The 25357-nt window shown below is 53.1% G+C and carries 23 protein-coding genes; 9 read left to right on the top strand and 14 right to left on the bottom strand.

The features are described from left to right. Positions 1-15: 15 nt before the first annotated feature. Positions 16-1254 (bottom strand): M16 family metallopeptidase, encoded by a 1239-nt coding sequence (locus tag D4L85_RS14965; RefSeq protein ID WP_119758805.1) that lies wholly within the window; start codon positions 1252-1254, stop codon positions 16-18. 478 nt (positions 1255-1732) lie between these two features. On the opposite strand from D4L85_RS14965, the gene D4L85_RS14960 reads away from it, so the two are divergent. Continuing rightward, positions 1733-1984, top strand: a complete 252-nt coding sequence (locus D4L85_RS14960) for a hypothetical protein (RefSeq protein WP_073137786.1) — start codon at positions 1733-1735, stop codon at positions 1982-1984. Positions 1985-2156: 172 nt separating this feature from the next. Here the strand turns inward: D4L85_RS14960 and D4L85_RS14955 are convergent, their stop codons facing one another. The 8 genes from D4L85_RS14955 to D4L85_RS14920 form a co-directional block, all read right to left on the bottom strand. After that, complete coding sequence (locus D4L85_RS14955) at positions 2157-3017, bottom strand: nucleoside phosphorylase (protein WP_119755049.1); 861 nt, start codon at positions 3015-3017, stop codon at positions 2157-2159. 1 nt (position 3018) lies between these two features. Continuing rightward, entirely contained in the window at positions 3019-3240 is a 222-nt protein-coding gene (locus D4L85_RS14950; RefSeq protein ID WP_119755048.1) for a hypothetical protein, read from the bottom strand. Then, positions 3237-3875 carry a NeuD/PglB/VioB family sugar acetyltransferase gene (locus tag D4L85_RS14945; RefSeq protein WP_119755047.1) on the bottom strand — a complete coding sequence of 213 codons (639 nt, stop codon included), beginning with the start codon at positions 3873-3875 and terminating at the stop codon, positions 3237-3239. Before D4L85_RS14945 ends, D4L85_RS14950 begins: the two co-directional genes overlap by 4 nt. Before the next feature lie 37 nt (positions 3876-3912). Beyond that, positions 3913-5199 (bottom strand): hypothetical protein, encoded by a 1287-nt coding sequence (locus tag D4L85_RS14940; RefSeq protein ID WP_119755046.1) that lies wholly within the window; start codon positions 5197-5199, stop codon positions 3913-3915. A 70-nt stretch (positions 5200-5269) separates the two neighbouring features. After that, on the bottom strand, positions 5270-6559 hold the full coding sequence (locus D4L85_RS14935) for a DUF2851 family protein (protein WP_119755045.1): 1290 nt from the start codon (positions 6557-6559) through the stop codon (positions 5270-5272). A 64-nt stretch (positions 6560-6623) separates the two neighbouring features. Then, on the bottom strand, positions 6624-7442 hold the full coding sequence (gene pyrF, locus D4L85_RS14930; protein ID WP_119755044.1) for an orotidine-5'-phosphate decarboxylase: 819 nt from the start codon (positions 7440-7442) through the stop codon (positions 6624-6626). Between the two features lie 104 nt (positions 7443-7546). After that, entirely contained in the window at positions 7547-8188 is a 642-nt protein-coding gene (gene lolA1, locus D4L85_RS14925; protein ID WP_073137774.1) for an outer membrane lipoprotein periplasmic chaperone LolA1, read from the bottom strand. A 30-nt stretch (positions 8189-8218) separates the two neighbouring features. After that, positions 8219-10687 carry an FtsK/SpoIIIE family DNA translocase gene (locus D4L85_RS14920; RefSeq protein WP_119755043.1) on the bottom strand — a complete coding sequence of 823 codons (2469 nt, stop codon included), beginning with the start codon at positions 10685-10687 and terminating at the stop codon, positions 8219-8221. 316 nt (positions 10688-11003) lie between these two features. Here D4L85_RS14920 and D4L85_RS14915 point away from each other — a divergent pair, with 316 nt between their 5' ends. The 3 genes from D4L85_RS14915 to D4L85_RS14905 are packed head-to-tail and all read left to right on the top strand — an operon-like array spanning position 11004 to position 14809. After that, complete coding sequence (locus D4L85_RS14915) at positions 11004-13703, top strand: outer membrane protein assembly factor BamB family protein (protein ID WP_119755042.1); 2700 nt, start codon at positions 11004-11006, stop codon at positions 13701-13703. Positions 13704-13732: 29 nt separating this feature from the next. Beyond that, on the top strand, positions 13733-14167 hold the full coding sequence (locus D4L85_RS14910) for a hypothetical protein (protein WP_160143741.1): 435 nt from the start codon (positions 13733-13735) through the stop codon (positions 14165-14167). 9 nt (positions 14168-14176) lie between these two features. Continuing rightward, on the top strand, positions 14177-14809 hold the full coding sequence (locus D4L85_RS14905; RefSeq protein ID WP_119755040.1) for a porin family protein: 633 nt from the start codon (positions 14177-14179) through the stop codon (positions 14807-14809). A gap of 144 nt (positions 14810-14953) precedes the next feature. Here D4L85_RS14905 and D4L85_RS14900 read toward each other — a convergent pair whose 3' ends face one another. Next, positions 14954-16675 (bottom strand): tetratricopeptide repeat protein, encoded by a 1722-nt coding sequence (locus tag D4L85_RS14900; RefSeq protein WP_119755039.1) that lies wholly within the window; start codon positions 16673-16675, stop codon positions 14954-14956. Positions 16676-16879: 204 nt separating this feature from the next. Here D4L85_RS14900 and D4L85_RS14895 point away from each other — a divergent pair, with 204 nt between their 5' ends. Next, the gene (locus D4L85_RS14895) at positions 16880-17335 is read left to right on the top strand and encodes a lipocalin family protein (protein ID WP_160143740.1); all 456 of its coding nucleotides are present in this window, start codon (positions 16880-16882) and stop codon (positions 17333-17335) included. 25 nt (positions 17336-17360) lie between these two features. On the opposite strand, the gene D4L85_RS14890 is transcribed toward D4L85_RS14895, so the two are convergent. The 4 genes from D4L85_RS14890 to xerD all read right to left on the bottom strand — a co-directional run bounded on the left by D4L85_RS14890 (position 17361) and on the right by xerD (position 20710). Then, positions 17361-18395 carry a quinone-dependent dihydroorotate dehydrogenase gene (locus tag D4L85_RS14890; protein WP_119755037.1) on the bottom strand — a complete coding sequence of 345 codons (1035 nt, stop codon included), beginning with the start codon at positions 18393-18395 and terminating at the stop codon, positions 17361-17363. Between the two features lie 11 nt (positions 18396-18406). Beyond that, positions 18407-18958, bottom strand: coding sequence for a DUF4136 domain-containing protein (locus D4L85_RS14885; RefSeq protein ID WP_119755036.1), 552 nt, complete (start codon positions 18956-18958; stop codon positions 18407-18409). Between the two features lie 60 nt (positions 18959-19018). Next, positions 19019-19720: a carbohydrate-binding family 9-like protein gene (locus tag D4L85_RS14880; RefSeq protein ID WP_228450902.1), complete on the bottom strand. Its 702-nt coding sequence runs from the start codon at positions 19718-19720 to the stop codon at positions 19019-19021. Positions 19721-19801: 81 nt separating this feature from the next. Then, positions 19802-20710, bottom strand: a complete 909-nt coding sequence (gene xerD, locus D4L85_RS14875; protein WP_119755035.1) for a site-specific tyrosine recombinase XerD — start codon at positions 20708-20710, stop codon at positions 19802-19804. Between the two features lie 95 nt (positions 20711-20805). On the opposite strand from xerD, the gene aroQ reads away from it, so the two are divergent. From aroQ to D4L85_RS14855, 4 genes are all read left to right on the top strand, one after another. Next, on the top strand, positions 20806-21228 hold the full coding sequence (gene aroQ, locus D4L85_RS14870) for a type II 3-dehydroquinate dehydratase (protein WP_119755034.1): 423 nt from the start codon (positions 20806-20808) through the stop codon (positions 21226-21228). A 128-nt stretch (positions 21229-21356) separates the two neighbouring features. Further along, positions 21357-22409, top strand: a complete 1053-nt coding sequence (locus tag D4L85_RS14865) for an aminotransferase class V-fold PLP-dependent enzyme (protein WP_119755033.1) — start codon at positions 21357-21359, stop codon at positions 22407-22409. A gap of 106 nt (positions 22410-22515) precedes the next feature. Further along, positions 22516-22872 (top strand): hypothetical protein, encoded by a 357-nt coding sequence (locus D4L85_RS14860; RefSeq protein WP_160143739.1) that lies wholly within the window; start codon positions 22516-22518, stop codon positions 22870-22872. A 286-nt stretch (positions 22873-23158) separates the two neighbouring features. Beyond that, entirely contained in the window at positions 23159-25357 is a 2199-nt protein-coding gene (locus D4L85_RS14855; RefSeq protein WP_119755031.1) for a SulP family inorganic anion transporter, read from the top strand.

The raw sequence follows: 25357 nt of genomic DNA, 5'->3' as shown, positions 1-25357 counted from the left end.
AGAGGGTATTTCTTTTTACTTCAGATCGGGCTCCATGGTGAGGTAGCTCAGGTGACGCGGGTCAAAGGTCTCCTGGGCTACGGTCTGCAAGGTTAACGCATCCACCGCCTCGATCTTGTCGAACGTCTCCTGCAAAGGCGGCACTCTGTCGAGATCTATGACGGCTCGTCCCATCATGATCATCAACCCCAGGTTGTTTTCTTCAGACATGGCCAGTTGGCCCTTGATCTGCTCCTTGGCCGACGCCAGCTCGCGGGCGCTCAGTTTCTTGTCGCACAGCTTGTCCATCTCGCGGCGCACCAAAGTGAGGCATTTTTTTGCTTGTTTGGGTTCTGTGCCAAAGTAGATCGCAAACATGCCGGTGTCGGCATAAGCCAGGTATTGCGCGTCGATGGAATAGACCAGCCCATGTTTTTCGCGCACCGACAAGTTCAGGCGGGAGTTCATTCCCGGTCCGCCCAAAATATTGGTCATCAAATAAAGGGGTATGCGTTTTTCGTTTAGCAGTGGATAGGCCGTTCGCCCGAGGGCACAACGGGTTTGCTTCACGCCGCGCTTCAGGTTGTTCTCCCCTTGTTTGTATTTCGTGAATTTCTTGCGCGTGGCGCTGGCCTTGAGACGGGGCTTGGGCTCCAGGTATTTTTTTACAAGCTGCTCCACTTCTTCGAGTGTGATGTTGCCAATGCAGCTGAACACAATTTTCCGGCTGTCGGCATGGTCAGCAAAGAACGATACAAAGTCTTTTTTCCGGAAGGCGCGCACGGTCTGTTCATTGCCCAGGATATTCATCCCCATGGGATGATCCTTGAAGATGAGCGCTTCCAATTCGTCCTGGAGCGAATCGTCGGGGCTGTCGAAATACATGGCCATCTCTTCGAGGATCACACCGCGTTCTTTTTCAAGTTCCTTTTCGGGGAAGGTCGAGTGGAAGGTGATGTCGGTCAGCACATCGAGTGCGCGCTCAAAGTATTCTTTGCGCACCGAAGCATAGAAAACGATCTTTTCCTTGTCGGTAAACGCATTCAATTCACCTCCGATGGAGTCGAGGCTTTTGATGATGTCGAGTGAAGTGCGTTTGCGGGTGCCTTTAAAGGCCATGTGTTCCCAGAAGTGAGCGATGCCCTGGTTGGCGATCTGTTCATCGCGGCTGCCAATGCCCACGAAAATACCACAATGCACAATGGCCGTGGTCGGAATATATTGGTGTACAACGCGCATGCCGTTGGACAATGTAAAGATGGTGCAGTTTCTCATTTGGCCACAAAGGTAACCCATTCAGCCGAATTCACGGCCGCAAAATACGGCCACCGGACCCCAAAAAAAGGCCTTTTTGGCCGTTCTGGCCACCTCCGCCGGGTAGACGCACCGCCCGCCCGCCGTCTCGAGTTATGTTTTGACCACCCCTCACCCTTGACCGAATTTGTTATCTGACCTCCCGCCTTTTGTTGGTGTCCCACCAACAAAAAAATTCCTTCAACGTTCCTTCAAACATGGTTGCACCTCGCCGCCACACCTTACCCCACCGACATCCATGCCTATGCCGAAAGCAAAACCACCTCACAAAACGCAGCCTACCCTCGAACGGGGTAGGCCGTTCAACACCAAAAAACACCGCTTCCCAACGGCGAACACTTATGCCCGTTCGCGGTCAAACACTTGACCTGACGCATCGTTTTTCTGTATTATTATTACGAAAATCAACTGGCACAACTATTGTAAAATTCTACTTGCTATGGACACACAAAAAGTAAGAACCTGCTTCACAATCACCTTCACGGATGATCAATACAACCGCGCGAAAGGCTACGTGGAAGACATGAAACGCCATCCCAATCGCATTTTTTGGCAAGGCAAGCAAGGCAAGACTGATGATGAGCTCATCATCGAACAAATAGCCCACCGCATCCTTTCCGGCTTCTACAACAACGAGCCCTTTGCTGCTGCCAAGCACATTATGCGGATGGATAGCTCCGTGAATATTTAGCGTTTGCCGACGTCGCTTATCGGGGCGTGCGCTTCACAGAAGAGCGACACGAAGGCAAGTCATTTTAGAACTCTAGCCCTAATAACAACAATGGCCGCCGGTGATGCCGGCAGCCATTGTTCAATAATTCATTCACGTTTCGATGCCTGTTCCGGGATCAAAACAACGTCTCCTAAATTCTCTCCAGCACTTTCTTGATCAACGCGTCGATCACCTTGTTCGGATCCTTTGAGAATTTGTTTTTCACCCGGTTGGCGATGATGGCGTTCACGCTCAGCACATCGTGTCCCAGCAGCCGCGCCAACGCATAATATCCGGCCGTTTCCATTTCAAAATTCGTCAGCCAAAAATCGTTGCTCTTATTGTGATAGCGCGTCAGGTCTTCCAGCAGTTTGGGATACTTGATGGGGATGCGCAGCGATCTCCCCTGTGGCGCATAGAAGCCTGGTGAGGTAATCGTGTTGCCGGTGATCATGTCGGCGGCGATATGTTGTTTTAGCGCGGGCGCTCCTTTCACTACATAAGGCGAAAATGGGAGCGCTAGTTTTTTCTGGATGTCGCGGGCGATGCTTTCTTCAAATCCGTCGTTCTCCAGGTTGTAGAAGCTCATGAGGTTGTCGAACCCGACCGCATATTCGGTGGCCAGGTGTGCACCGAGGGGAATATCGTCTTGCAGGGCGCCCGATGTGCCGATGCGGATGATCCTCATGCGCTTGCGGCGCGGTTTGGGTTCGCGTGTTTTGAGGTCGATGTTCACCAGCGCATCCAGTTCGTTGAAAAAGATCTCGATGTTGTCGGTGCCGATGCCCGTGCTGATGACGGTGACGCGCTTGCCTTTGTATTTGCCCACGTGCGTGATGAACTCGCGTTTGTTCATCTCAAATTCAACATCGTCGAAATATTGACTCACGCGGTACACGCGGCTGGGATCGCCCACGGTGATGATGGTGTCGCTGATGTGTTTGGGCAACAGGTTGAGGTGGTAGACACTACCATCCTTATTTAAGATGAGATCTGTTTCGGAGATGGGCATATTACGATCCTTTTGTCCACTTTATACCAAGGCGGATAATGAAGACACACGCTGCACCCCACGCGATGACAACAATGCCTTTGCCAACGATGGTTTCAACAAGATGAATGCCTCTCTCAGAAGGTCCCTCGAGGCCCTTCAAAAACGCGACGATCGAAATCAACGAAATGATCGAGCCCACGGCGATCACCACCCATCCCAAAATTTTTTTCAGTATGATCACGCCTTTATTTTTTGGGCGGGATTGCCAAAGACTGTTTCACCGGCCTTCACGGGTGCCACAACCACCGACCCTGCGCCTACCCGTGCGCCCTTGCCGATCGTGATGCCGCCCACAATAGTCACTCCCGAGCCGATAAACGCTTCATCCTCCACGACCGTCCCTGGATTAATCACAGTACCTGAACCTACCTGCACAAAATTGCCGATCTTCACTTCCATGCCCACAATAGCCCCCGCGTTGATGATGTTGTGGTGCCCGATCACGGCGCCGGCGCCAAAGATCGCGCCGTTATCAATGAAATTTCCATGCCCCATCTCCAGCGACTGTGGCAACACGGCCGCTTTGGGCACTACGTTGATAGGCTGCACATGGCGCACTTCCTGCAGCATAGCCACCAGGTTCTTGCGCAGCTTGTTTTCGTCCGCGGCCACGAAGGCCTCACATTTTTTTCCGATCAGTTTCAGGAAACCGTCGTCGTCGGTGCTGCCCAGCACGACAATGTTGTCGATCTCCGTATTGTGCAGTTGTTTGTTGTCGTCCAGGAAACCATAAACCACATTGCCATTGCTTTCGAGGATCTCTTTCGCTTGGCGCCCTAAGGGATTTGCACCAAGGATGATGACGGGATTTTCCATACGTATTTTGCGAGCAGCAAAGGTAGAGTCCGCTGCCCTACCGAACAAGGCGGGCCCATGATCTTTCTATGAAACGCGCGGCTTGATTCACGACGGGATTTTCAATCGATATCAACAAAACAAAAAAAGGAAGAAAGCCCACGCGATACCGCGCCAAGGTGCCATAATTGGGGGTGGACAAGGCCAGGAATACGCACAACAACACGGTGTACAATGAGATCGACACCACCAGCATGCGGTGTGGCGACGCCAACCCTTTTCGGAGGTTTGTTAAAGCGAAGGCAGCCAGGATGAGCAAGCCCACGTTTTCCCAGGCCAGCGCCGTCTGAAGCACGTTGCCGGCTTCCCAGGGGAAGGGCCTGAAAAGTCCCGCCACCAAGGCGCGCGGCGCATTGATCACCATAGACGATGCTGTGGCCTGCAGGCCGGGGTACTCCACCACGTCTTCCGGCTGCGAAATGGAGTGGAAGGCTTCATAGTTGGAGACAATGACCTCAAGGAATCGCTCGGGATAGAAATTCGGATGAATGAGGGTGGCCACACAGAGCGGGATCACAAATATCACCACCCACAACATACCCTTCACGGCGACAGAAACCTGCAAGCGGCTGAACAGGAATTGGACCACGAGCGCACTGGATGTTACTGGCAGGTAAATGGCCAGGTAATAGTATTTTAATCCCCATCCCAGCCAAAGACAGATTCCCGCGACCACACCTTGCCACCAGGCTACACGCTGTCGTTGCCAGAGTTTTAAAAAAATGACGGTGATATAAAAAAGACAAGCCATCGCGATTCCCTCTTTGATCAGTCCTGTACTCCAAAACACCGCGGAAGGAAAGAACAGCAGCGCAAACACGGCCGCATTTCGCCATGCCGCCTGCATTTGCACAAGCGCCTTCACGAGCAGCCACGAAGAAAAGAACGCCACACACGAAAAATACAGCGACGTCACCCAGTAGTTGTCGTGGGTGAAGAGGTTGGCGATGCTGGTGATCTTGGCCATGAACAAGGCGCGGGGCTCCTGCAGGTTCAGGGTGTTCCACACGGGGAAAGTTTCATCGCCGCTCCAAAGAAATCGGAGATAGGTGGCGGGATCGGTGCGGGCCAGGTCCGCCAGGTGTGTACCGTCATTGAAGTAGGCCAGCGTATCACCCAGACCATAGTGGTATTTATAAAGTGCCCCCAGGCCTATGCCCGCAAGACACTTCACGATGAGCCCGGGCCAAAAGAAAGGCTTCAAGATGGCGGGTTCTTTTCGCCACAGGCGGAACGCCACGAAGAGCAGGAATCCTACATTGATGATGGCAAAGAAAACGTCCATTTCGTCTTGTAAAAATAAATCGCGTTACCCTGCAGGCACACCCCGACCGTTGTAGCAACCCCGGTTTTGTTCACGCCGGCCGTCCCGGTTTCACCAGCGACGCCCCGATGCTGCACTCCAAACACCGCCGCTTCAGGCAGAAGTTGTTGTAGAGCTCCACCAGGGCCTGCGAATCGAACGCTGTCTTGCACGCCATTCCTACGTTCTTCCACTGTTGGATGATCTGGTTAGCCTCTGCGTGAACCTGCTGCAAGATAGCGACTGCCCGGTCAACATACAGGTTTTCATCTTTCGATTTTCCATAGGCCACCAGCAGCGGCGCCACGGTGTTGATGATGATGTTGCCCACACTCGCCACACCGATGTTGGCCACCGCTTCCTTGGAGGCCTTGAAAAACTGATAGTGACGTTGCCAGTAGTCCGATTGCGACACCGAAAAAAGTTCTGCCAATTGTTTCGCCGTCTCCGCTTCCATGAGACTGGAGAAAAGTTTGGGCCGGTGATGAATGAGGGAAGCACATTGGGCGATTCGCAGCGTCGGAAAATTCGCGGGCCTCAGGCGCATGAATTTCCATTGGGCCTTTTGCATCTGCTTACCCCACAATTGGTATTTGTGACACAGCAAATCGTATTCGCGTTTCAATTTTGAAAAGTAGTCGTCGGTTTCGTCGGCCTCCAGAAATCCGGCTTGTCCAAACAGCAGGGCTTCGATCTGGAGGAGATGGTCGCGGTGTTTCCGCAGCAAGCGAAGGGGCAACGCCCGGGCCAGTTGCTGAAAAGGATCCACGTTCACTTTAAACCCAAAATTGCGCGCGAGCCATTGATAGCAGGTCTCTTCCCAATCGTTGCGGTTGCGCTTCAGCAGATCGGTGATTACGGCGGTCTTGGCTTCCAGGCGGTGCATGAGTGCACGGTCCAGCATGGAGATCTTCACCAGGTCGTGTACGCCCGCCAACTGCGGTGCGCAGGGAATCGTGCCCGGCGTTTGGAGCAGCTGCCTGAAATCGGTCAACAACTTGTGATCCACGCGATGTTTTAGTTCCAGCGCAGGCAGTGGCGAGCCGTCGCTGCGGATCACGGGCTTGTCGTTGCTCCACACCACGTGCAGCACCACGTTTTCGTAGGCGGGATCCGCGTGGTGATGATGCTCCATCCAACTGCCGGCCTGGATGTGGATCTCCACATTGCCCACCCACTCGGTGGCGCCGATCTTCAGCCGGGCGTTGAAGAAGTCCGGACCTGCATGTGTATTTTTTTGGCCGGGGTGAAAGATCTGCAAGGCGTCGCCTTGCGTGGTGCGCAGTTCTGTCTTATCAAAATACTGAAACTGCCACAGGTAGTGTAAAAATGATTCGGTCACGACACAACGATTTAGAAACGAGTATACTATTTTCTCGTTCCAAAAACAACGGTATGGCCACTGTTTATTTGTAGTAGTCCTGCAAGTGTCGCGCCATTTCGTCTCTCACGTTGACAGCCTCCTGACGGGCACGTTGTGCAAAATCCTGACCATTGGAGGCATAGATGATGGCGCGGGCAGAATTCACCAGCAGTCCGCATTGGGCGTTCATACCATATTGCGACACCATTTTCAGATCGCCGCCCTGCGCGCCGATGCCCGGCACCAAAAAGAAATGTTCCGGCGCCTGGGCGCGGATGCTTTCCATTTTTTCGGCTTGCGTGGCGCCCACCACATACATGAGCTGGTCGGGTGTGGCCCATCGCTGCGATTTCAGCAATACTTCTTCATACAATTTGCGGCCGGTCACGACGGATTCGATCAGCTGAAAATCGGAGCTCCCAGGGTTGGAGGTGTGGGCCAGCAGGATCACCCACTTGTCTTTGTACAAGAACGGCTTCACGGAGTCTTCTCCCATGTAGGGGGCCACGGTCACGGAATCAAAGTTGAAGTACTCAAAAAAAGTCCGGGCGTATAGCGCCGAGGTGTTGCCGATATCACCGCGTTTGGCATCGGCGATGGTGAAGAGGCCTTTCGGGATATAGTCCATCGTTTTCTGAAGACTCTCCCACCCCTTGGGGCCCAGCGCTTCGTAGAAGGCGATGTTAGGTTTGTAGGCCACGCAGTATTCGTGCGTGGCGTCGATGATCTGTTTGTTGAATTCAAATATCGGATCGGCAGTGGAGCGCAAATGTTGGGGAATTTTCTCGAGGTCCGTGTCGAGGCCAATGCAGAGATAGGAGTTTTTCTTTTTGATTTGCTGGAATAGGGCTTCGCGATCCATAGTACCGGGGTTGAACGGCGCTAAATTAAGAAAGTTAGGGTTGTTTTAAACGAAAGAAGCCATCGATGAGGATGGCTTCTTTTTATATGGGCTTAAATCGAAACTTATCGAAGATCGATCACTTCCACGCCGGGGTATTTTTTGGGGTCGAAGGTGAAGAGGTTGTCTTCCACTTTGGCGTTGGGAACGAATTTGGTGATGGTGTATTTGTATTTGTTGCCCCCTTTGTCGAACATGGTCCAGCTTTGAATGTTCTTGTCTTTTTTGTTGATGAACATTTTTACCTTGAAATACTGAGCATCTTTTTTCTCGGGCACCAGGTCGATCTCTTCGCAAAGCACACCGCCTTCGGTTTTGTCCTGGAGGTAGAGGTATTTAAAGCCCTTTTTGTAGATCTCGTAAATTTTGGAGGGGTTCACATCGTCTGAATTCTTGTCGTAGTTGTCGATGTTCACTTCTTTGGCTTCGGGCAAATAGGTCCAGATGGTTGCGCCGTTGTTGATCACTTCCTGTTCGGGCAATACCATGCGGAATTTGTCGCCTTTCACGGTGAGCTTGCCTTTGAATTCTTCGTTCACTTTTTCCACGTCGTTGGTGAGCACGTACGAGAAGTTGGCTTCAAAGGCGGGGATGGACTTGTATTTTTTACTCATGGCCTCCAGGATTTCCAGCGCTTTGGGGTCGTACTGGGCGAAGACATTTACGGTCAAAAGGAGGCAAAAGCCTGCAAAAATCAAATTTTTCATTTCTTTTAAAACTTAAAAAACTGCGTAAAGTTAAGATTGACTGTGTTTTTCTTTCAATGTGTTCAATAATTGTTCCAAACTGAGCTCGTCCTTGATCAAAACTTCGCGGGCTTTGCTGCCTTCGAACGGTCCCACCACCCCTGCGGCTTCCAATTGGTCGATCAACCGACCGGCACGGTTATAGCCAAGCTTTAATTTTCGTTGAATGAGCGACGTGCTGCCCTGCTGATGCCCCACGATGAGTTTTGCCGCTTCCTCGAACAGCGCGTCGCGCTCCGAGAGGTCCACGCTGGACGGTCCCGATTCTTCGTCACCTTCGTATTCCGGCAGCATATAAGCCGAGTCATAACCGCGCTGGCCACCGATAAATTCCACCACTTTCTCAATTTCAGGTGTATCCACAAAAGGGCACTGCAGACGGATCACATCCGAGCCCGACGACAACAGCATATCGCCCTGTCCCACCAACTGATCGGCACCGCCGGCGTCGAGGATGGTGCGCGAGTCCACTTTTGACGTTACGCGGAACGACAAGCGGGCCGGGAAGTTTGCCTTGATCACACCGGTGATCACGTTCACCGAAGGCCGCTGCGTGGCCACCACGAGGTGGATGCCGATGGCGCGGGCCAACTGTGCTAGGCGGGCAATAGGTGTTTCCACTTCCTTGCCGGCCGTCATCATCAGGTCGGCGAGCTCGTCGATCACCAGCACGATGTAGGGCAGGAAACGATGGCCTTCTTTCGGGTTGAGCTTGCGCGACACGAATTTGGCATTGTATTCTTTCAGGTTCCGCGCTCCCGCATCTTTCAGGATCTCATAGCGGTTTTCCATTTCGATGCAGAGCGAGTTCAGCGTGTGCACCACCTTGCGCGTGTCGGTGATGATGGCTTCTTCGCTGTTGGGCAACTTGGCGAGGTAGTGGCGCTCCAGTTTGCTGTAGACCGACATTTCCACCTTCTTGGGATCCACCAGTACAAATTTCAACTGCGACGGATGGCGTTTGTAGATCAGGGAGGTGAGAATGACGTTCAACCCCACCGATTTCCCTTGCCCTGTGGCACCGGCCACCAGCAAGTGGGGCATTTTGGCCAGGTCGATCACCAGCACTTCGTTGGAAATGGTTTTTCCCAACGCAATGGGCAGTTCCTTGTCGGTTTTGGCAAATCCCGGGCTGCCGAACACCGAGCGGATGCCCACCATCTCGCGGTTCTTGTTGGGGACTTCGATACCGATGGTGCCTTTACCGGGAATGGGCGCAATGATCCGGATGCCGAGGGCCGACAAGCTCAAGGCAATATCGTCCTCCAGATTTTTGATGCGCGAGATCTTGATGCCGGCATCGGGCACAATTTCATAGAGCGTCACCGTGGGGCCGATGGTGGCCTTGATGCTTTGGATGCCGATCTTGAAGTTGACCAGCGTGGCCACGATACGATCTTTATTCTGATTGAGTTCTTCCTGCGTGACACCCGCTTTTCCCGCGTCGTATTCGTTCAGCAATTCGAGGGGCGGGAATTTGAAGCCGCTCAGATCCAGGGTCGGGTCGTAGAGGCCTTGCTCCTGCACCAGTTGCTCGGCAAGCTTTTCGGTGTCGGCGGTTTCTTCCACGGTGAAGACCGGTTCGGCCGCTTTGGTTTCTTTTTTAGGGGGCAGTGGCGTTTCGATGTCCAGCTTCACCTCGTTCATGGCCAGAACCTCTTCAACGGCTGGCTTGGGAGGGACAATCGGTTTGGGAGGAGCCTCCACTTTGGGCTCTACCTGGTCGGGCCAGTTGTCTTTATCATCGGTATAGGCCGAAAACAGGGGGTCTTCCCCTTCCTTCTCGTCGTCCAGGATCGCGTCGTTGCCCATGGGTTTGGGGTCCTTCACGAAGAGGGGGATGGCGGTGACGTTGAAGTAGAAGATGATGAAAATGAAAAGGCTGAGGATCAGGATCAGGAAGGTTCCCCAACCAAACATGCCATCGCTCCACACGGCCAGGTAATAGCCCATGCCGCCCCCCAGGAAGCTCCATTCGCTCACGCCGTCGTTGATCATGGTCATGTAGCCCAGCAACAGGCTCAGCCAGAGGCCCGTGAAGATCGATAAAATGGAAAATGAGAAAATGCGCAGCAATTCGCGGTTGAAAACGATCTTGAACCCGATGATGAACAGCAATGGCGGAATAAAGAACGCGGAGATCCCGAACCACCGGAAGATAAAATAATGCGATGTGATGGCACCGTAGAGACCCAACCAGTTCGCCGCCTCCTTGCCCGCCTCGATGACAGACGCGTCGTGCGCCTCCACAACACTTTGGTCGGCTTGCCCGGTGAAAAGATATGAGAACAGCGCCAGGAACAGGTAGATACCGGCGATCATGAGGAAAAATCCGACCGCCAGTTTGAAGCGGGGATCCTTCAGAAATCCGAGTGATATTTTAGTTTTTGAGGACGATTTCCCCTTCTTTTCCTTCTCCGGCTTTTTAAATGTATTTGACTTATAGGTGTTTTGTGCCATTTATTATCAGTGTCGCAAAACTAAAGAAAAAACTGCCATATCCCTACCCCAGGCACGGGCTATTCTGCCGCACGGCAACGCATAAAAAAATGCGCGGTCTGGCCCGAACGACGGGCCGAATTTCACGGCCCGCCGGCATCGCACACCCTTCGGCTCAACGTCCATCCCAATTCAAAGTTTTTATTGATCACGGAAAAACGTGAGGCGCTCTAGCAATCCCGTTTCAGGAAATGCAACGAAACGTACACTGGTCGAAATTATTTCGCGACGCTGGCAATTTTTTTTAACTTTCAAACTTGTTTTAAACCCTTTCCGAATGACTGCCGCTACTCCCACGTCAAGAAGGCTTGTCACCTTTTTGGCCGCGTTGTTTTTCACCTTCCGCCTGTTGGCGCAATCGGGGGACCACCTCCAGGATAATTGGATCCCCAACAGTGGTGTCAACCGCGTTGAATATTCCAACGGTTATACTATGCTCTCCGGGTACTTCACCCAGGTCGGCCCATACCAGGGCGGTGGCGTGGCTACCGATCCGACAACCGGAGCGGTCGATACGGCGATGCCGAAAGTGCACGGTTCCGTGGAAGAGGCAATTTCGGATGGATCTGGTGGATGGTACATCGCAGGATATTTTGAAGCGATCGACACCGTGCGCATCCAACACCTGGCACACATCAAGAGCGACAAGACCGTCGACCGGACGTGGAAGCCCAATCCCGATGGTGGCGTGCAAGTGCTCAGCCTCAGCGGCAACACCTTATATGTCGGAGGAAGTTTCACCCTCATTGCCGGACAAAGCCGGAAAAACCTGGTATCGTTCAACACCACTACGGGTGCACTAAACGCCTGGAACCCCGCACCAGACAATGTTGTCTACGCCCTTGCCGTAACGGGTACTACGGTATACGTAGGCGGATACTTCAGTAATATTGGCGTCGTCGCCCGGACAGGCGTGGCAGCCATCGATGCATCGACCGGAGTCGCCACAAGTTGGGCGCCCGTCCTGGCGGGCTCATCGACACCCTATGTGTACGCCCTCAAAATAGATGCGAGCAATATTTATATCGCGGGCTATTTTCTGACGGTGGGTGGCGTGGCGCGCGCCTCCCTGGCCCAGTTTAACATCACCACCGGTGCCCTTACGGGCTGGGATGCCAAGCTCTCGATCACGCCTTACCAAGTTTATATATACGACATCGAGGTCACAACCAATGTGGTATTCGTTGCCGGGTATTTTGACACCGTCAACGGCACGCCGAGAACCACCCTGGTGGCGCTCGACAGGGGCAAAGCTTCGTTGCTACCCTGGGACCCTGCGATGGCGGGCACATCCATTTATAAGCTCGCCCTTTCCGGCAACACCCTTTACCTGTCCGGCTATTTTGACTATGTCGCTGGGGTTGAGCGCTATGGCGCCGCGGCTGTCGATATCTCTAATGTGAGCACCGTGAACGTTACAAACTGGGCACCGAGACCCAACACATCCTATACCAATGCGATAGCGCCCACAGCGTCGGCCGTCTTCGTAGGCGGCTACATGAATGGCTTCAACTGGCTCGACCGTTCCGGCTTCGCGCTCCTGAGCGATGCCACGCACGAGGCATGGCCGTTTCCCATCGACCTGAGTGGCGGTGGCAACATCAACACCATCGCTGTAACCGGCAATAAGCTGTACATCGGCGGGCGCTTCAATCTCATCGGCAGGGCTACACGCAACAACTTGGCTGCATTCGACCTCACCACCGGCGCTTTATTGCCATGGGATCCGTCGGTCGACGGCCTGAGTGTCGGAGATCCTAACGCGGAGGTCTACAACATTCGCATCAAAGACAACCTGCTGTATGTGGCCGGCCGGTTCAGGTCGGTCAACAACGCCAACACGGTACGCTTTGGTCTTGCGGCGGTCGACCTGACCACAGGTGCAGCCAATGCGTGGAACCCCTCCGTTGGCGATGGCAAGACCATCGATCAAGTCGTGAACTCCATCGACATCGTAGGCAACACCGTCTATGCTGCGGGATCCTTTAGTCTCGTCGGGGGCAACAATGCGCGCGGCAATCTCGCGGCCATCGATGCCACCAGTGGTTCGGTATTGCCGTGGGCACCGAAGAGCAACGGCGAGGTGCGCAAGATCCGAGTGGCTCCCAATGCTGCTTACGTCGTGGGCGATTTTGCCAATGGCATCGGCGGACAGGTTCGGGACGCGGGCATTGCCGCGCTGGATCTCAGCACGGGAAATACACTTCCTTGGGACACCCTTTTTGGCGGCCGGGTTACCGATGTAGCCTTGAGTGCCACCGATCTGTACGTGTCTGGATATTTCAGTTACGTTGGAAAATCGCTTTCGAATCGGCCGGGATTGTGCTCCTTCTCTTTGGCCACCGGCGCACTCAACAACTGGGTGCCCGACAATGGCGATGGCGGCGAGGGAGGCTACGACGTCGAGTCCATCACCCTTTCACCTACTAAACTTTACATCGGCGGTTACATCAACTACTTCGGCCTTGAAAACCGCGAGAACTATGGCGAATACGGCATCTGCCCGGCCGCACCGGTGATCAATTCTTCAGCAGACGGCACCCCCCTTACCACCCCCACCCCGCTCGCGGGAAGCACCATACAGTGGTATCGGAACAATGTCGCGATCAGCGGTGCTACAACCGCCACGCTGCCGATCAACGTCTATGAAAACGCCGTGTACGCTGTCGAAGTAACATACTTTGGCTGCGTTGGACGATCCATAGATTACACGTATCTCATCACGGGCGCGGAAAAACAAAGCCTCTGGTCATTGTACCCGAACCCGGTACGCGACGAATTGAACGTGCACCTGAAAGAAGCTGCACCGTCGGTAACGTTCACCATCAACGACATCACCGGCCGGCCGATGAAAGTCATTCAGGGCAGCGGCCAGGAACACGTGTTGTCTTTGCGCGACTTGCCCGCAGGTCCGTATGTGCTCATGATCGACATCGGCGCACAAAAGCAGGCCCACAAAATTATCAAGGTCAACTAATCCAGCACCTCACAGCCAATTATCACGCTATGAAATCTATACTTGTCAAAATAACTGTCCTTGTCTTCCTGGTCCTCGAAATGTCGTGTGGCGGCGGAGACATACCCGATTGCCCCAGCAAGATGTGTGTACTGTCGGGCGAGTGGCGGCTCACGCAGATCTACGCCAACGGTGTGCTCGACACGTCGATCGACCTGGAGAAATACAAGCTCACGCTCATCATGCCCAATCCCACTTCGGCGCCCACGGCTAACTTCAACCGGGTCAACCTGACGGGTGTGACCGACACCGGCATCTGGACCATCGGCAACAACAACACGGTGCTGACACTGACCCCGCAGTCAGGCATCGCGGAGCCGTACATCATCAAGTCGTATACGCCGCGGAAGATCGTGCTCGTCATCGAGCGCGATGTGAACAAGACCGGCCCCGATGAATTCGAATATGTTTTAGAACCTTTTTAAGCCACGACCATGAGAATAGCATTACTGATCCTTTTTCTTTTTTCCGCTTCGCTGGCCTCTGCGCAGATCTGGTACGTCGGTGTGAAAGCCGGACCGACCTTCTCCAACTATAAAACCAAAACGCCGTGGAAGGAAGCCTCCAATATCGGCTACACGTTCGGCTTCACGTCGTTCAAACAGTTGGGGACGCATTTTGGTCTCGCCCTGGACTTTCATTATATCCAGAAAGGCTATTATCACAAAGTGTGCAACACCATCACCGACAAATTGGAGGCCCATTACCTGGAGGTGCCGATCATGGTTGACTATACCTTCATCATGCCGGGACTAAAAAATTTCAAGCTGCATGCCAACATGGGGATCTATACGGCCTATTGGCTGAACGGCATCTACAAAACCAAAGGGTTCGATCCCGATGGGGCCGACAACGTCGACTTTAAGCAGACCGGTACGAAACGCTTTGACTTCGGTCCGAACGTGGGTGGACGGTTGGAGTATTTTTTGAAGAATGGAAGTTTGTCGTTGGACCTCCGGTATGAGTTGGGGGTGTTGGATCTTCAGAAGAATGCGCATGACGATACGAATAATACTAACCGGGCCCTTATTGTGGGGATTAGTTATATGAAGCCTTTGGGGAATTAGTTCTTCGGTTATCCATTCGGGCGATTTCAATTTCACCGCAAAGACGCAAAGAGCCACAAAGTTAACGCAGAACTCAGTCTCCGTTTTCCATGCTTCGTTGCACACATTAGAGAAACCAGTAGGCTTCCCCCTTAGACGCAAAGTTTAGAACCGGGAGGTGATGATGGTGATGTCGGCGTTTTTCCAGGAGGTGGAGAAGCGTTTGACGGTGCTGAGGACGGCATCTTTTTTTCCTTGTTCGTGTTGGGCGCGGTGCAGGCCTGCGAGGGACCAGCCGTTTTCACGGTTGCGCTTTAAGTCTTCGTTATATACTTGTTCGGCTTCGGCAAATTTGCCGGCTTCCAGTAAGGCGGCTCCGAGGAAGTGGCGTGTGGGTATTTTCCAGTCGGGGGGCTCGTTGTAGCGCATGCCGTCTTCGGTTTTCACGGCTTTTTGGAAGAACGAAATGGCTTCGTCAAACTTCTTTTCTTTTAACGCGATCTCGCCGTGCAACAGGTCGGCGGCAATGCCGGCAGCCGTGGAGACGGGGTTGAAGGAGATGTACATCGACTTCAACGCATCCAGTTTGGCCAGGGAGTCGAGCTTGGAGAGTTCATACTTGGCCTCCAACGCAAAGCCTGTACGCAACAGGGCCATGCCGCGGCTGAAGCGCCACATCACTTGCGGGTAAGGCTCCTTGCCCGGATCGGGCAAGGCGAGGATGTCGTTCCATTTGCCAAAGCGTGTGAAGGCGATCATGGGTTCGATCTGCATATACTGCGAGAAGCCCGGAGAGGTCGATAACATGAAATTCGATTTATAGGCCAGCTTCAGCGCCGATTGAATGCCCAGGTTGCTTCGGCCTTCCATGTAGGAGCTGAAGCAGATAAAATCGATGTTGTGCGGATAATACATGAGACGATACATGCCCTGGTTTTCCGACCGTGCTAAATATTTCTCGTCCACTTCGGCCGCTTTGACATTGGAGAGCACTGCGCGGGTGTAGTCGCCCGTGCGAACGTAGATGTGGGAAGGCATGTGCACGATGTGCCCCGCGCCTGGCATGGCCGCTTCCAGGAACTTTGCGCTGTTCAAGCCCAACTCCGGCGTGGGCGAGGCTTCGATGAGGTGAATGTAGAGGTGGTGTGCGCCGGGATGCCGGGGAAATTTTGCCAGCGTCGATTCCAGCACGCGCTTCGCCTCCTGGGTTTGTAGCTTGGCTTTGCCATCGGGCAGCCAGTAGTCCCACGGCATCGTGTTCATCACGGCGTCGGCATAGAGAATTTGAACTTCGGCATCTTCCGGATAGCGTTGGGCGATGTTGCCCATGGCGCCGGCGTAGACCTGGTTGAGCGAGTCGCGCACTTCGTAGGCCTTGCCGTTGTAGCGGGTGGCGAGCGCATCGATCATATCTTTTTCTACCTGCGAGATCCGGGCCTTTCTTTTTTGGGCTTGCTGGATGGCGTCGAGCGCGATGCGTTCGCGGTCTTTTGGATTCACGTCGTTGAGATTGGGGCCATAGGCAAGGGCCAATCCCCAATAGGCCATGGCACATTCGGGATCGAGGCGTGTGGCTTCGCGGAACGATTGGATGGCTTCCCAATGATTGAAGGCATAGACCAGCCGCAAACCCTGTTCAAAAAACTTTTGCGCTTCCAGCGAAGTGGTGGTGACGGGGTAGTGCAGATCGCCGAGGCCACTGAGCAACCGCGGCTGGGCCAGTAAGGTGTCGGCCAAATCCCACGAAACGCCACCGCAGAGCGCGACGGGCGTGTTGGGCAATTTTCCATAGCCCTTCGCTTTGGGGCGCTCCCAGGTTTTCCAGGAGATGAAGAGCACACTACAAAGCAGAAAGATACAAGCAGGAAGCAGGGTTCTTGTTTTCATGAGAGGGTCGAATGAGTCGTGAGTATCTGGTCGTGCGTACTTAGTAAACCGTAAGTATACTAAGATAATGAAGAAATGTGCAACGAACAATGTATTATGCTGCAACAACGCTTCTATTATCCGTTCGTCCCGCAGACCGGAACAGAAGGACGAAAATCGCGTTACAAATATAGATCTTTGTCGAAACTTATAAACGAAAGCATCATGACCCCCCGCATTATCACGTTCTTCCTGAGCCTGAGTTTCATTATCCTGCTATCGTGCAAGGACGATGAAAAGTCCTACCCTTCCGTGACCGGAAAATGGCAAGGCACTTTGCTCACGGCCGAGATCACCGTCTTCGGCGTCGCCCTCCCCAACAAACAAACCGACGATACCTTTGACGCCCTGGTGGAATTCAAGTCCGATGGCACAGCGGTGCTAACCGACAACAATCAAACCTCCACCGGCACATGGTCTCAGAACAATGACAAGCTCACGCTCTCCGTCACCTTTGGCACTGAATTTATCGATTTGTCGGGCACCTACACCATTCAAGAGATCACCGATACCAAACTCGTCCTGTACATTGAAAAGGATGGCAGCTATACCGACCCGGACACGAAGACCGAAATACAGGGCACGGTGAAGGCCACCTTGAATTTCGATAAAAAATCATGAGTTGACGCCCTGGGTCAACCGGCGCTCAGGCTTTTCGCTTCACCAGACTTTTATTGATCCTTTTTGCAAGGGCGGGCCCTTCGTAAATAAATCCGGTATAAAGCTGCAGGAGATCGGCGCCGGCGTCTAATTTTTCGATAGCATCCTGAGGTGTAAAGATGCCGCCAACGGCGATGATGGGAAATTTGGGGCCAAGTGACGTGCGCAAATATCGGATCACTTCCGTGGAACGCGCTGTCAGCGGCCGGCCACTAAGCCCCCCGTTGCCAATTCGGTCGAGGTCCGCTTTGCTGGCACGCAGGCCATCACGGGCAATGGTAGTGTTGGTGGCGATGACACCATCGGTTCCGGTTTCACGGAGGATGTCGACAATATCGTTGAGTTGTTCGGGCGTGAGATCGGGAGCGATCTTCAGGAGCACGGGTTTGGGGCGAGGCTTGGCCAGGCTTCGTTGCTTGATGGACTGCAACAATTTTCCCAGCGGATCCTTTTCCTGTAATGCGCGCAGCCCAGGCGTGTTGGGCGAACTCACGTTGATGACAAAATAATCGACATGATCAAACAGAGCGTCAAACGCACGGACGTAATCGTCCATCGCGTTCTCGTTGGGTGTGACCTTGTTCTTGCCGATGTTGCCGCCGACGATGACGCGCGACGTTCTTTTTCTAAGTCGTTGCACGGCGGCCTCCACGCCTTCGTTGTTGAACCCCATGCGGTTGATCAGCGCCTGATCCTGGGGCAAGCGGAAAAGACGCGGCTTGTCGTTGCCAGGTTGTGGCAACGGCGTGAGCGTGCCGATCTCGATGCTGCCAAAGCCCAGGCAGGCCATCTCGTCGATGAGCCGCGCATCTTTGTCTAACCCTGCCGCAAGGCCGATTGGATTTTTAAAACGGATGCCAAACAGCTCGCGCTCCAGGCTGGGATGCTCATAGTGAAAAGCCCACCGCAGCAGCGCTTTGCCGCCAGGGACACGCCCGACGAATCGGAGAAAACCAAAAACAATGTGGTGGATTTTTTCAGGATCGACGGCAAACAGCAGGGGACGGATCAGGGCGTACATGCAGGGCGTTACTACTTTTTCTTTTTATTCCGTTTGGGAAATTTTTTAAAGGCTTTATAGACAGACGCATCCAACGCGCGGTGCAGGTCGGCACCGTTAAGCACGAGGTTGGCGTTGGCTTTCCAGAGTTCTTTCTTGGTGCGCGCGTCGTCGATCTGGATCATCATCATGCCTTCGCGGGTTTCGCGCGACCAGCTGCGCGACTGGTCCATGTCCACCGGATTGTCGGCGGGGCGTTGTCCAAGGGGACCGTTGGAGCCACCGTCGGTAAAGTTATAGCCGCCGGCGACATAGCTCACCACCATTTGGGCGGAGTCGGGTGCGTAGGTGTAGCCGCGCATCTCCAGTTCTTTAACAATGGATTTCTTTATAGTGGCAAACAGCTCGTCCTCAGATGTGTTTTTTTCGTCGGCAGGGGTCATGAATTCCCCTTTGGTGACGGTGAAGGTTTTGTATTCGGTGAGGTCCACGCCTTTTTGGGTGTGGGTTTCAACGGTTTGCGCCTGAGAGAAAGTCGATCCAAGGAAGAACGCACACAAGGCAATTGCGGTGATTCGAATCATGGGGCGAAGGTACGAAAGATATTTTTATGAAAGCCTTTAAAGAAGGGCGATCCGTCCGTGTTATTCAAATAGCATGACACCAAAGTTCTTGTAGTCATGAAAATTGGTTTTGACTTTATTCCATGACCATGCACTTCTGCCATCGTCGAAATCGACCCGGTACATGTTCATGCGCCAGCGGGTCCCTTTTTGAGGCGGTACGTGCTGGAGGGGTTGAAGCAATTTGTAGGGAACGAATATCTCCGCCGTCCAGGAAGTGACGTTTCCCGTTGCCCCCTTGGCGGTGGTGACCAGGTGCTTTATTTTTCGATCCCCTTCATAATGCCAGGGCCGCCATCCCAAAAAAGTCCCGTCAAAATTGGGAATCAACAGGGCGAGCTCGCGATTAAGAGGCGATATTTCATATTCAAAATAGAGGGGCGAGGACTCGTCGGTCCAGAAAAAAACTTCCATCACATCTTCTTTCCATAGGTCGGCGAAATCTTCCGTGTTGGTTGCCGATATTTTTTCATCGTCGCAATGGAAGAGCACGTAGATTCCTTTATCACTATAAAGTAATTTGGCTTTCGTGGCGTAGGACTTGTTTCCCGTTCGTTGTGTCAAGGTGAGCCAATCGGCATCCTTCCAGGCCGCTGCATCGCCTGCTCCTGTGATTTCAAAATCTTTAGTGGGCTTGATGTGAATTGTTTCGTACGGATCTTGGGCCAACGACCGGGAAACCAGTAGTAGGACCATCAATGACGTTGCGCTAAAGAGTTTCATATAGCCATGGTGTTGTGTCAGTAAAAATAACCGTTTTCTTAGTGTATTGTACGGTGTCCAGCTTCATCTCGCACGTTTCCCTTATGCCCGTGGATGAAATTCCTGGATGACCTGCCGCAAATAATCGCGATCCAAATGCGTGTATATTTCAGTCGTAGTGATGGACTCATGACCTAACATCTCCTGCACAGCCCGCAAGTCTGCCCCCCCTTCAATGAGATGCGTAGCAAACGAGTGACGAAAAGTATGCGGACTGATCGTCTTGTTCAACCCGATCTGCAACGCCAGATTCTTGATGATGGTAAAGATCATGACCCGCGTGAGCTTCTTCCCATTTCTATTCAAAAACACGAAAGCCTCATGCCCCTTCTGTGGCAACTTATGCGGCGAGCGGCCGCGAATTTCCTCCACGTAAAGCTTTGTATACTTCAACGCATCGCGGCCGATGGGCACGAGGCGTTCCTTGTTGCCCTTGCCTGTGACGCGGAGAAAGCCCACGTCGGCGTGGATGTCGTTCAGTTTGAGGTCAACAAGTTCGCTGACGCGGAGGCCGGAACTGTAAAGCACTTCCAGCATGGCGCGGTTGCGGCCGCCTTCGGGTTTGGATTGGTCGATGGCCTGCAGGAGCTTTTCGATCTCGGGATAGCTCAGTGTATCGGGAAGTTTGCGGCCCAGCTTAGGGCCCTCCAGCAGGGCCGTGGGATCTTTTTCGATGAGCGATTCGAAGAGCAGGTATTTAAAAAAAGCTTTGAGCCCCGAGAGGATGCGCGCCTGGCTGTAGGCGCTCATGCCCAGCTCGTTGATATATTGAAGGAACTGCTGGCATTGTTTGGTGGTCACCGTGAGCGGAGACGTGTTGGGATGTTGCATGCTCATAAATTGCTGGAGCAGCGCCACGTCGTGCAGATAGGCCTGGATGGAGTTTGACGACAGGGAACGCTCGATCTTGAGGTAGTGATTGAAATGTTTGGCGTGCAGATCCCAGTTCATTCCGCTAAGTTAAGTGCCCTGTCCGCCGGAGCTTTAGCGAAGGTGGATTTTTTATTTCGCCTTGGGCCTGTAACTTTCCTGCTTAACTTAACCCCATGAACATACAGATCATCAACGGGCCCAACCTGAACCTGCTCGGCAAGCGGGAGACCTCCATTTATGGCAGCGAATCGTTCGAGGACTTTTTCGAGACCTTGAAAAAGCGTTTCCCTTCGCTATCGCTCCACTATTGCCAGTCGAACGTGGAGGGGGAGATCGTGAACAAGTTGCACGAGGTAGGCTTTTCGTTTGATGGCATCGTGTTGAATGCCGGGGCGTATACGCACACGTCGGTGGCCATCCACGACGCCATTGGGGGGATCAAGACGCCCGTGGTGGAGGTGCACATTTCCAACGTGTATGCCCGCGAGGAGTTCCGGCATAAAAGCCTGATCACCTCCAAATGCGCCGGCATGCTCACCGGGTTCGGCATGGAAGGCTATGCCCTGGCCCTGACCTATTTAATGGGTCGAAAATAGACCTCGATGCTTCATTTGGAGGCCTATTTTGTAAAACGGCGCAGGCCGTTGTGACTTTGTTCTCCGGCCAACATCTAAACCACATCGAAAGCCGTTAAGGTTGTCGAACCCAAACAGATACTTCCCCCATGATCAGCTTTTATCCAGGACCTTCACGCGTACACGACGAAATACCCGGCTATGTGCAAGACGCGCACGAGCTGGGCGTGATGAGCATAAACCATCGCAGCGATGCCTTCATGGCCATCTCCGAGCGGACGGTTTCGTTATTGAAGCAGCGGCTGAATATCCCTTCCGACTACACGATCTTTTATACATCGTCGGCTACCGAGTGCTGGGAGATCATTGCCCAGTCGCTCATTACCGACAAGAGTTATCACTTATATAACGGCGCCTTCGGACAGAAGTGGCACGAGTACACGCAGCGGCTGCACAGCGGGGCCACAGCGGTGCCTTTTGGCGTGGAGGAAAAACTGGACCCGGCCAAGCTCACCTTCCCGGAAGAAGGTGTGATCTGCATCACCCAAAACGAAACCTCCAACGGAACACAGGTGCCGTCGGCGTTGATCAAGCGCATAAAAAAGAATCACCCGCAACATCTCGTCGCCGTCGATGCCGTGTCGTCCATGGCCGGCATAGCGTTGGATTTTAAGGCGGCCGATGTATGGTTTGCGTCTGTTCAAAAATGTTTCGGACTTCCCGCCGGCCTGGGCCTCATGATCTGCTCTCCGCAAGCGATAGAGCGGTCTAACCACATCGCCGAAAAGGATCATTACAACAGCTTGACCTTCATGACCTCGATGATGACCCGCTGGCAAACCCCTTGCACACCCAATGTGCTGGGCATCTATTTGCTGATGCGCGTGCTGGAAGACAGCGAGAACATCAAGGACACACACGAAAAAACTGTAGCGCGCCAGGAAGACTGGATCGCGTTCTTGTCGGAACGGAAGAAGATCGCGCCACTGGTGAGTAACGGCGCCGTGCAGTCGCATACGGTGGTGCCGGTGACCGGTGATGCCGACACGTTACAACACATCAAGACGCTGGCGAAGAAAAATGACATCTTGCTCGGCGAAGGCTATGGCGAATGGAAATCGACAACGTTTCGCATTGCCAATTTCCCGGCATTGAAGAAAAAGGAGATCAAAAAGCTGATGAAGATTTTAGAGAAATTTTAAGCTCTGTTTAAGGTTTTTGCAATCGATTGTCATGAAACGCATGTAAGAAAATCTGCAGGAGACGTTTTCGATTATCACGGATTTATGTTAACCTTTGTTCCTGATAATGAGCGCAATGTCGAGGATATCCAAGCAAATTGTTAGAGTAGCACTCATCCTGCTGCTGTTTCAATTTCTTGCTCCGGCATTCCTCCCCATGGTGGTGCAAGAAATTCCTGCAGACCGGGAAACCGCCTTTCATTCGCACCATAATTCCATTGTCGTCCCCCTGCTGTTAAAAGAAAATGACGAAAAAGAGCACGATGACGTGTTCACTTCCGAGGGCGTGCCTCCCCTGTTGGACCTGGCGGCTCACGGTGTGAACCTGATCGCGTCTTATCAACATAAGCTTACCATAGTCAGCGCGCCGGATAGCCATCCGCAACGTCCGCTGTTTACGTTGTTCTGCACCTTCCTGATCTGATCCTCGTCTTGCTTTGCGCCGGGTTCCGGGGTTGAATACCGACGCTTCCATTCTTTTCATGTTCAGCAATAATTTGACGTTCGACAGGTGGCCTTAGGGTGATGTCGACGCAGGTGTCAAAACTTGTAAGCGTCATTTTTTTGACAGGATTGGATGGTCAAGGCATACCCCTTTCTGCCTTGGGCAACATCGCACCCCCCCTACTTGTATTCCAAAAAAAATTATTGTCTGACTCATTTTCACGCGGTGTTGCACCGCCGATTTTGAGACTAAAATTTTCAAACACATGAAAACATTAGAAATTCCTAAAGACGGTTTGGAAGGCCTGAAGCAAAACTGGCGCACCGATGCGCTCTCAGGCTTTCTTGTATTCTTATTGGCCCTCCCCCTCAGCCTGGGTATCGCCAAAGCCAGCGGTTTCGACGCTGCCATGGGGGTGCTCACCGCGATGATCGGTGGTTTGGTGGTCAGTATTTTTCAGGGTGGCCGCCTCACCATAAAAGGTCCTGCCGCCGGTTTGATCACCGTTTGCGCGGGGGCTGTTGCCGACCTCGGGGGATTGGGTATTGAGGGCGTTAGCGCCACCCAGTTGGCTTGCGGCGCGGTGGTGGTCATGGCCATCATCCAGGTGGTTTTCGGTTTTCTGAAATTCGGTTCTTTCAGTGATTTCTTCCCACATTCTGCGGTGCATGGCATGCTGGCCGCCATCGGGGTGTTGATCTTTGCCAAGCAATTCCCCATCCTGATGGGTGTTGATCCTTCGTTCACAAAAGGTCTCTCGCCCATTGAGTTGTATACACACATCCCCGTCTTCATCGCCAACGCAAACTGGAGCATCGCCCTGGTGGGCATCTCCAGCTTGGTCATCATTTTCGGTTTGCCGATGCTGGGCGGTGTTTTCAAAAAGATCCCTGCCCCGATGATCGTACTGATCATCATGATCCCGCTGGCTTTGGTCATGAACTTTAAAGGGCTCTACAAAGGCTCGCTGGTTTCCATCGGCGATTTCTGGAAAAACGTTTCCTTCAGCGCCAGCTTCGCTGCCATCGGCACGTATGTTTTCTGGAAATATGTTTTCATGTTCTTGTTTGTGAACAGCCTCGAGTCGCTGCTCACTGTCAAGGCCATCGACGGCCTGGATCCATTCAAACGCAAATCGGACTACAACAAAGACCTCCGTGCCTTGGCGCTGGGCAATGGCATTTCCGGCCTGTTGGGCGGTCTGCCCATGATCTCGGAAGTGGCCCGCAGCTCGGCCAACGTGAACAACGGGGCCCGCACCCGCTGGGCAAATTTCTTCCACGGCTTGTTCCTGTTGGTGTCGATGCTGGTGTTGATCCCGGTCATTGAAATGATTCCCACGGCCGCCCTGGCCGCCATGCTGATCGCCGTGGCGTATCGCCTGGCCTCGCCAAAAGAATTTATCGGTACCTATAAGATCGGCCCCGAACAGTTTGTGATCTTCTGCGTGACCATTATCGTGACCGTGGCCGAAGACCTGTTGCTGGGTGTGGCCGCCGGTATCCTCACCAAGTTTGTCTTCCACATCATCAACGGTGCGCCCATAGCCAGCCTTTTCAAAGCCGACTATACGCTGACCGACAGCGGCGACGAGTACAAAGTGAAAGTGAGAGGTTCGGCCACCTTCTCGAACTTCCTCGGCTTCAAAAAGCTGTTCACCCAAATCAAACCCGGCAAAACCATCGTGTTCAACTTTGCCGATGCCAAGCTGGTGGACCACTCGTTCATGGAACAACTTCACCATTTCGAAGACGACTATCACCTCACGGGGGGCAAAGTGATCTGGGAAGGTTTGGATAAATTCAACCCGTTCTCCAATCACCCCCTGGCTGCACGTAAAAACACGCCAGGCAATGCTTCGAAACTGGAGATCCGTTTGTCGGGCCGCCAGATAGAGCTTCGCCGATTGGCGGAAGACAACGACCTGGTGTTCTATCCCCAAAAGGTGAAGAACTCGCTGAAGTACCGGAATTTCCCCATCCAGACCGGAACGAAGATCCAGTACGAAGAGAACATCCTCACGAAGTACACCGAATTCGGCAAAGTGGAGATCTCCGATCTTATCCTGACGGAAGGCGATATGACCAAGAGTGACACCACCATCACCGTGGTGCAGGTGTCCGACATCGAAGGCGTGCTCCCGCATTTTGCTTTGGAGCCCGAAAAATTATGGAACAAACTTTCACAGACCCAGGGCAAAGACATCGACTTCAAGAACCACCCGGAATTCTCGCGCCTGTTCTACCTGCGCGGCGACGACGAAAATGCGGTGCGCGAATTCTTCCGCGAAAGCGTTCTCACCTACCTGGAAACGCACGATGGCATTCACGTGGAATCACACCGCAACCGACTGCTCGTGTATGCCAAGCGTGACAAGCTGTCGCCGGAAGAGATCAAGTCGGTGCTACTCTTCGTCAATGGATTTATGAAAGCAGTAGGTAAATACGAAACCCAATTGGCATAA

Origin of the sequence: Chryseolinea soli (genome assembly GCF_003589925.1) — a bacterium.
Classification (GTDB): Bacteria; Bacteroidota; Bacteroidia; order Cytophagales; family Cyclobacteriaceae; genus Chryseolinea; species Chryseolinea soli.
The sequence above is the reverse complement of the archived record's forward strand: the minus strand, read 5'-3'. Positions and strand labels throughout refer to the sequence as shown.

Coding starts and splice junctions, on each gene's coding strand:
- D4L85_RS14960 (WP_073137786.1), top strand. CDS start 1,733: ATGGACACACAAAAAGTAAGAACCTGCTTCACAATCACCTTCACGGAT.
- D4L85_RS14965 (WP_119758805.1), bottom strand. CDS start 1,254: ATGAGAAACTGCACCATCTTTACATTGTCCAACGGCATGCGCGTTGTA.
- D4L85_RS14855 (WP_119755031.1), top strand. CDS start 23,159: ATGAAAACATTAGAAATTCCTAAAGACGGTTTGGAAGGCCTGAAGCAA.
- D4L85_RS14885 (WP_119755036.1), bottom strand. CDS start 18,958: ATGATTCGAATCACCGCAATTGCCTTGTGTGCGTTCTTCCTTGGATCG.
- D4L85_RS14945 (WP_119755047.1), bottom strand. CDS start 3,875: ATGGAAAATCCCGTCATCATCCTTGGTGCAAATCCCTTAGGGCGCCAA.
- D4L85_RS14860 (WP_160143739.1), top strand. CDS start 22,516: ATGAGCGCAATGTCGAGGATATCCAAGCAAATTGTTAGAGTAGCACTC.
- lolA1 (WP_073137774.1), bottom strand. CDS start 8,188: ATGAAAAATTTGATTTTTGCAGGCTTTTGCCTCCTTTTGACCGTAAAT.
- D4L85_RS14900 (WP_119755039.1), bottom strand. CDS start 16,675: ATGAAAACAAGAACCCTGCTTCCTGCTTGTATCTTTCTGCTTTGTAGT.
- xerD (WP_119755035.1), bottom strand. CDS start 20,710: ATGAACTGGGATCTGCACGCCAAACATTTCAATCACTACCTCAAGATC.
- D4L85_RS14865 (WP_119755033.1), top strand. CDS start 21,357: ATGATCAGCTTTTATCCAGGACCTTCACGCGTACACGACGAAATACCC.
- D4L85_RS14915 (WP_119755042.1), top strand. CDS start 11,004: ATGACTGCCGCTACTCCCACGTCAAGAAGGCTTGTCACCTTTTTGGCC.
- D4L85_RS14890 (WP_119755037.1), bottom strand. CDS start 18,395: ATGTACGCCCTGATCCGTCCCCTGCTGTTTGCCGTCGATCCTGAAAAA.
- D4L85_RS14955 (WP_119755049.1), bottom strand. CDS start 3,017: ATGCCCATCTCCGAAACAGATCTCATCTTAAATAAGGATGGTAGTGTC.
- D4L85_RS14905 (WP_119755040.1), top strand. CDS start 14,177: ATGAGAATAGCATTACTGATCCTTTTTCTTTTTTCCGCTTCGCTGGCC.
- D4L85_RS14920 (WP_119755043.1), bottom strand. CDS start 10,687: ATGGCACAAAACACCTATAAGTCAAATACATTTAAAAAGCCGGAGAAG.
- D4L85_RS14880 (WP_228450902.1), bottom strand. CDS start 19,720: ATGAAACTCTTTAGCGCAACGTCATTGATGGTCCTACTACTGGTTTCC.
- pyrF (WP_119755044.1), bottom strand. CDS start 7,442: ATGGATCGCGAAGCCCTATTCCAGCAAATCAAAAAGAAAAACTCCTAT.
- D4L85_RS14895 (WP_160143740.1), top strand. CDS start 16,880: ATGACCCCCCGCATTATCACGTTCTTCCTGAGCCTGAGTTTCATTATC.
- aroQ (WP_119755034.1), top strand. CDS start 20,806: ATGAACATACAGATCATCAACGGGCCCAACCTGAACCTGCTCGGCAAG.
- D4L85_RS14940 (WP_119755046.1), bottom strand. CDS start 5,199: ATGGACGTTTTCTTTGCCATCATCAATGTAGGATTCCTGCTCTTCGTG.
- D4L85_RS14910 (WP_160143741.1), top strand. CDS start 13,733: ATGAAATCTATACTTGTCAAAATAACTGTCCTTGTCTTCCTGGTCCTC.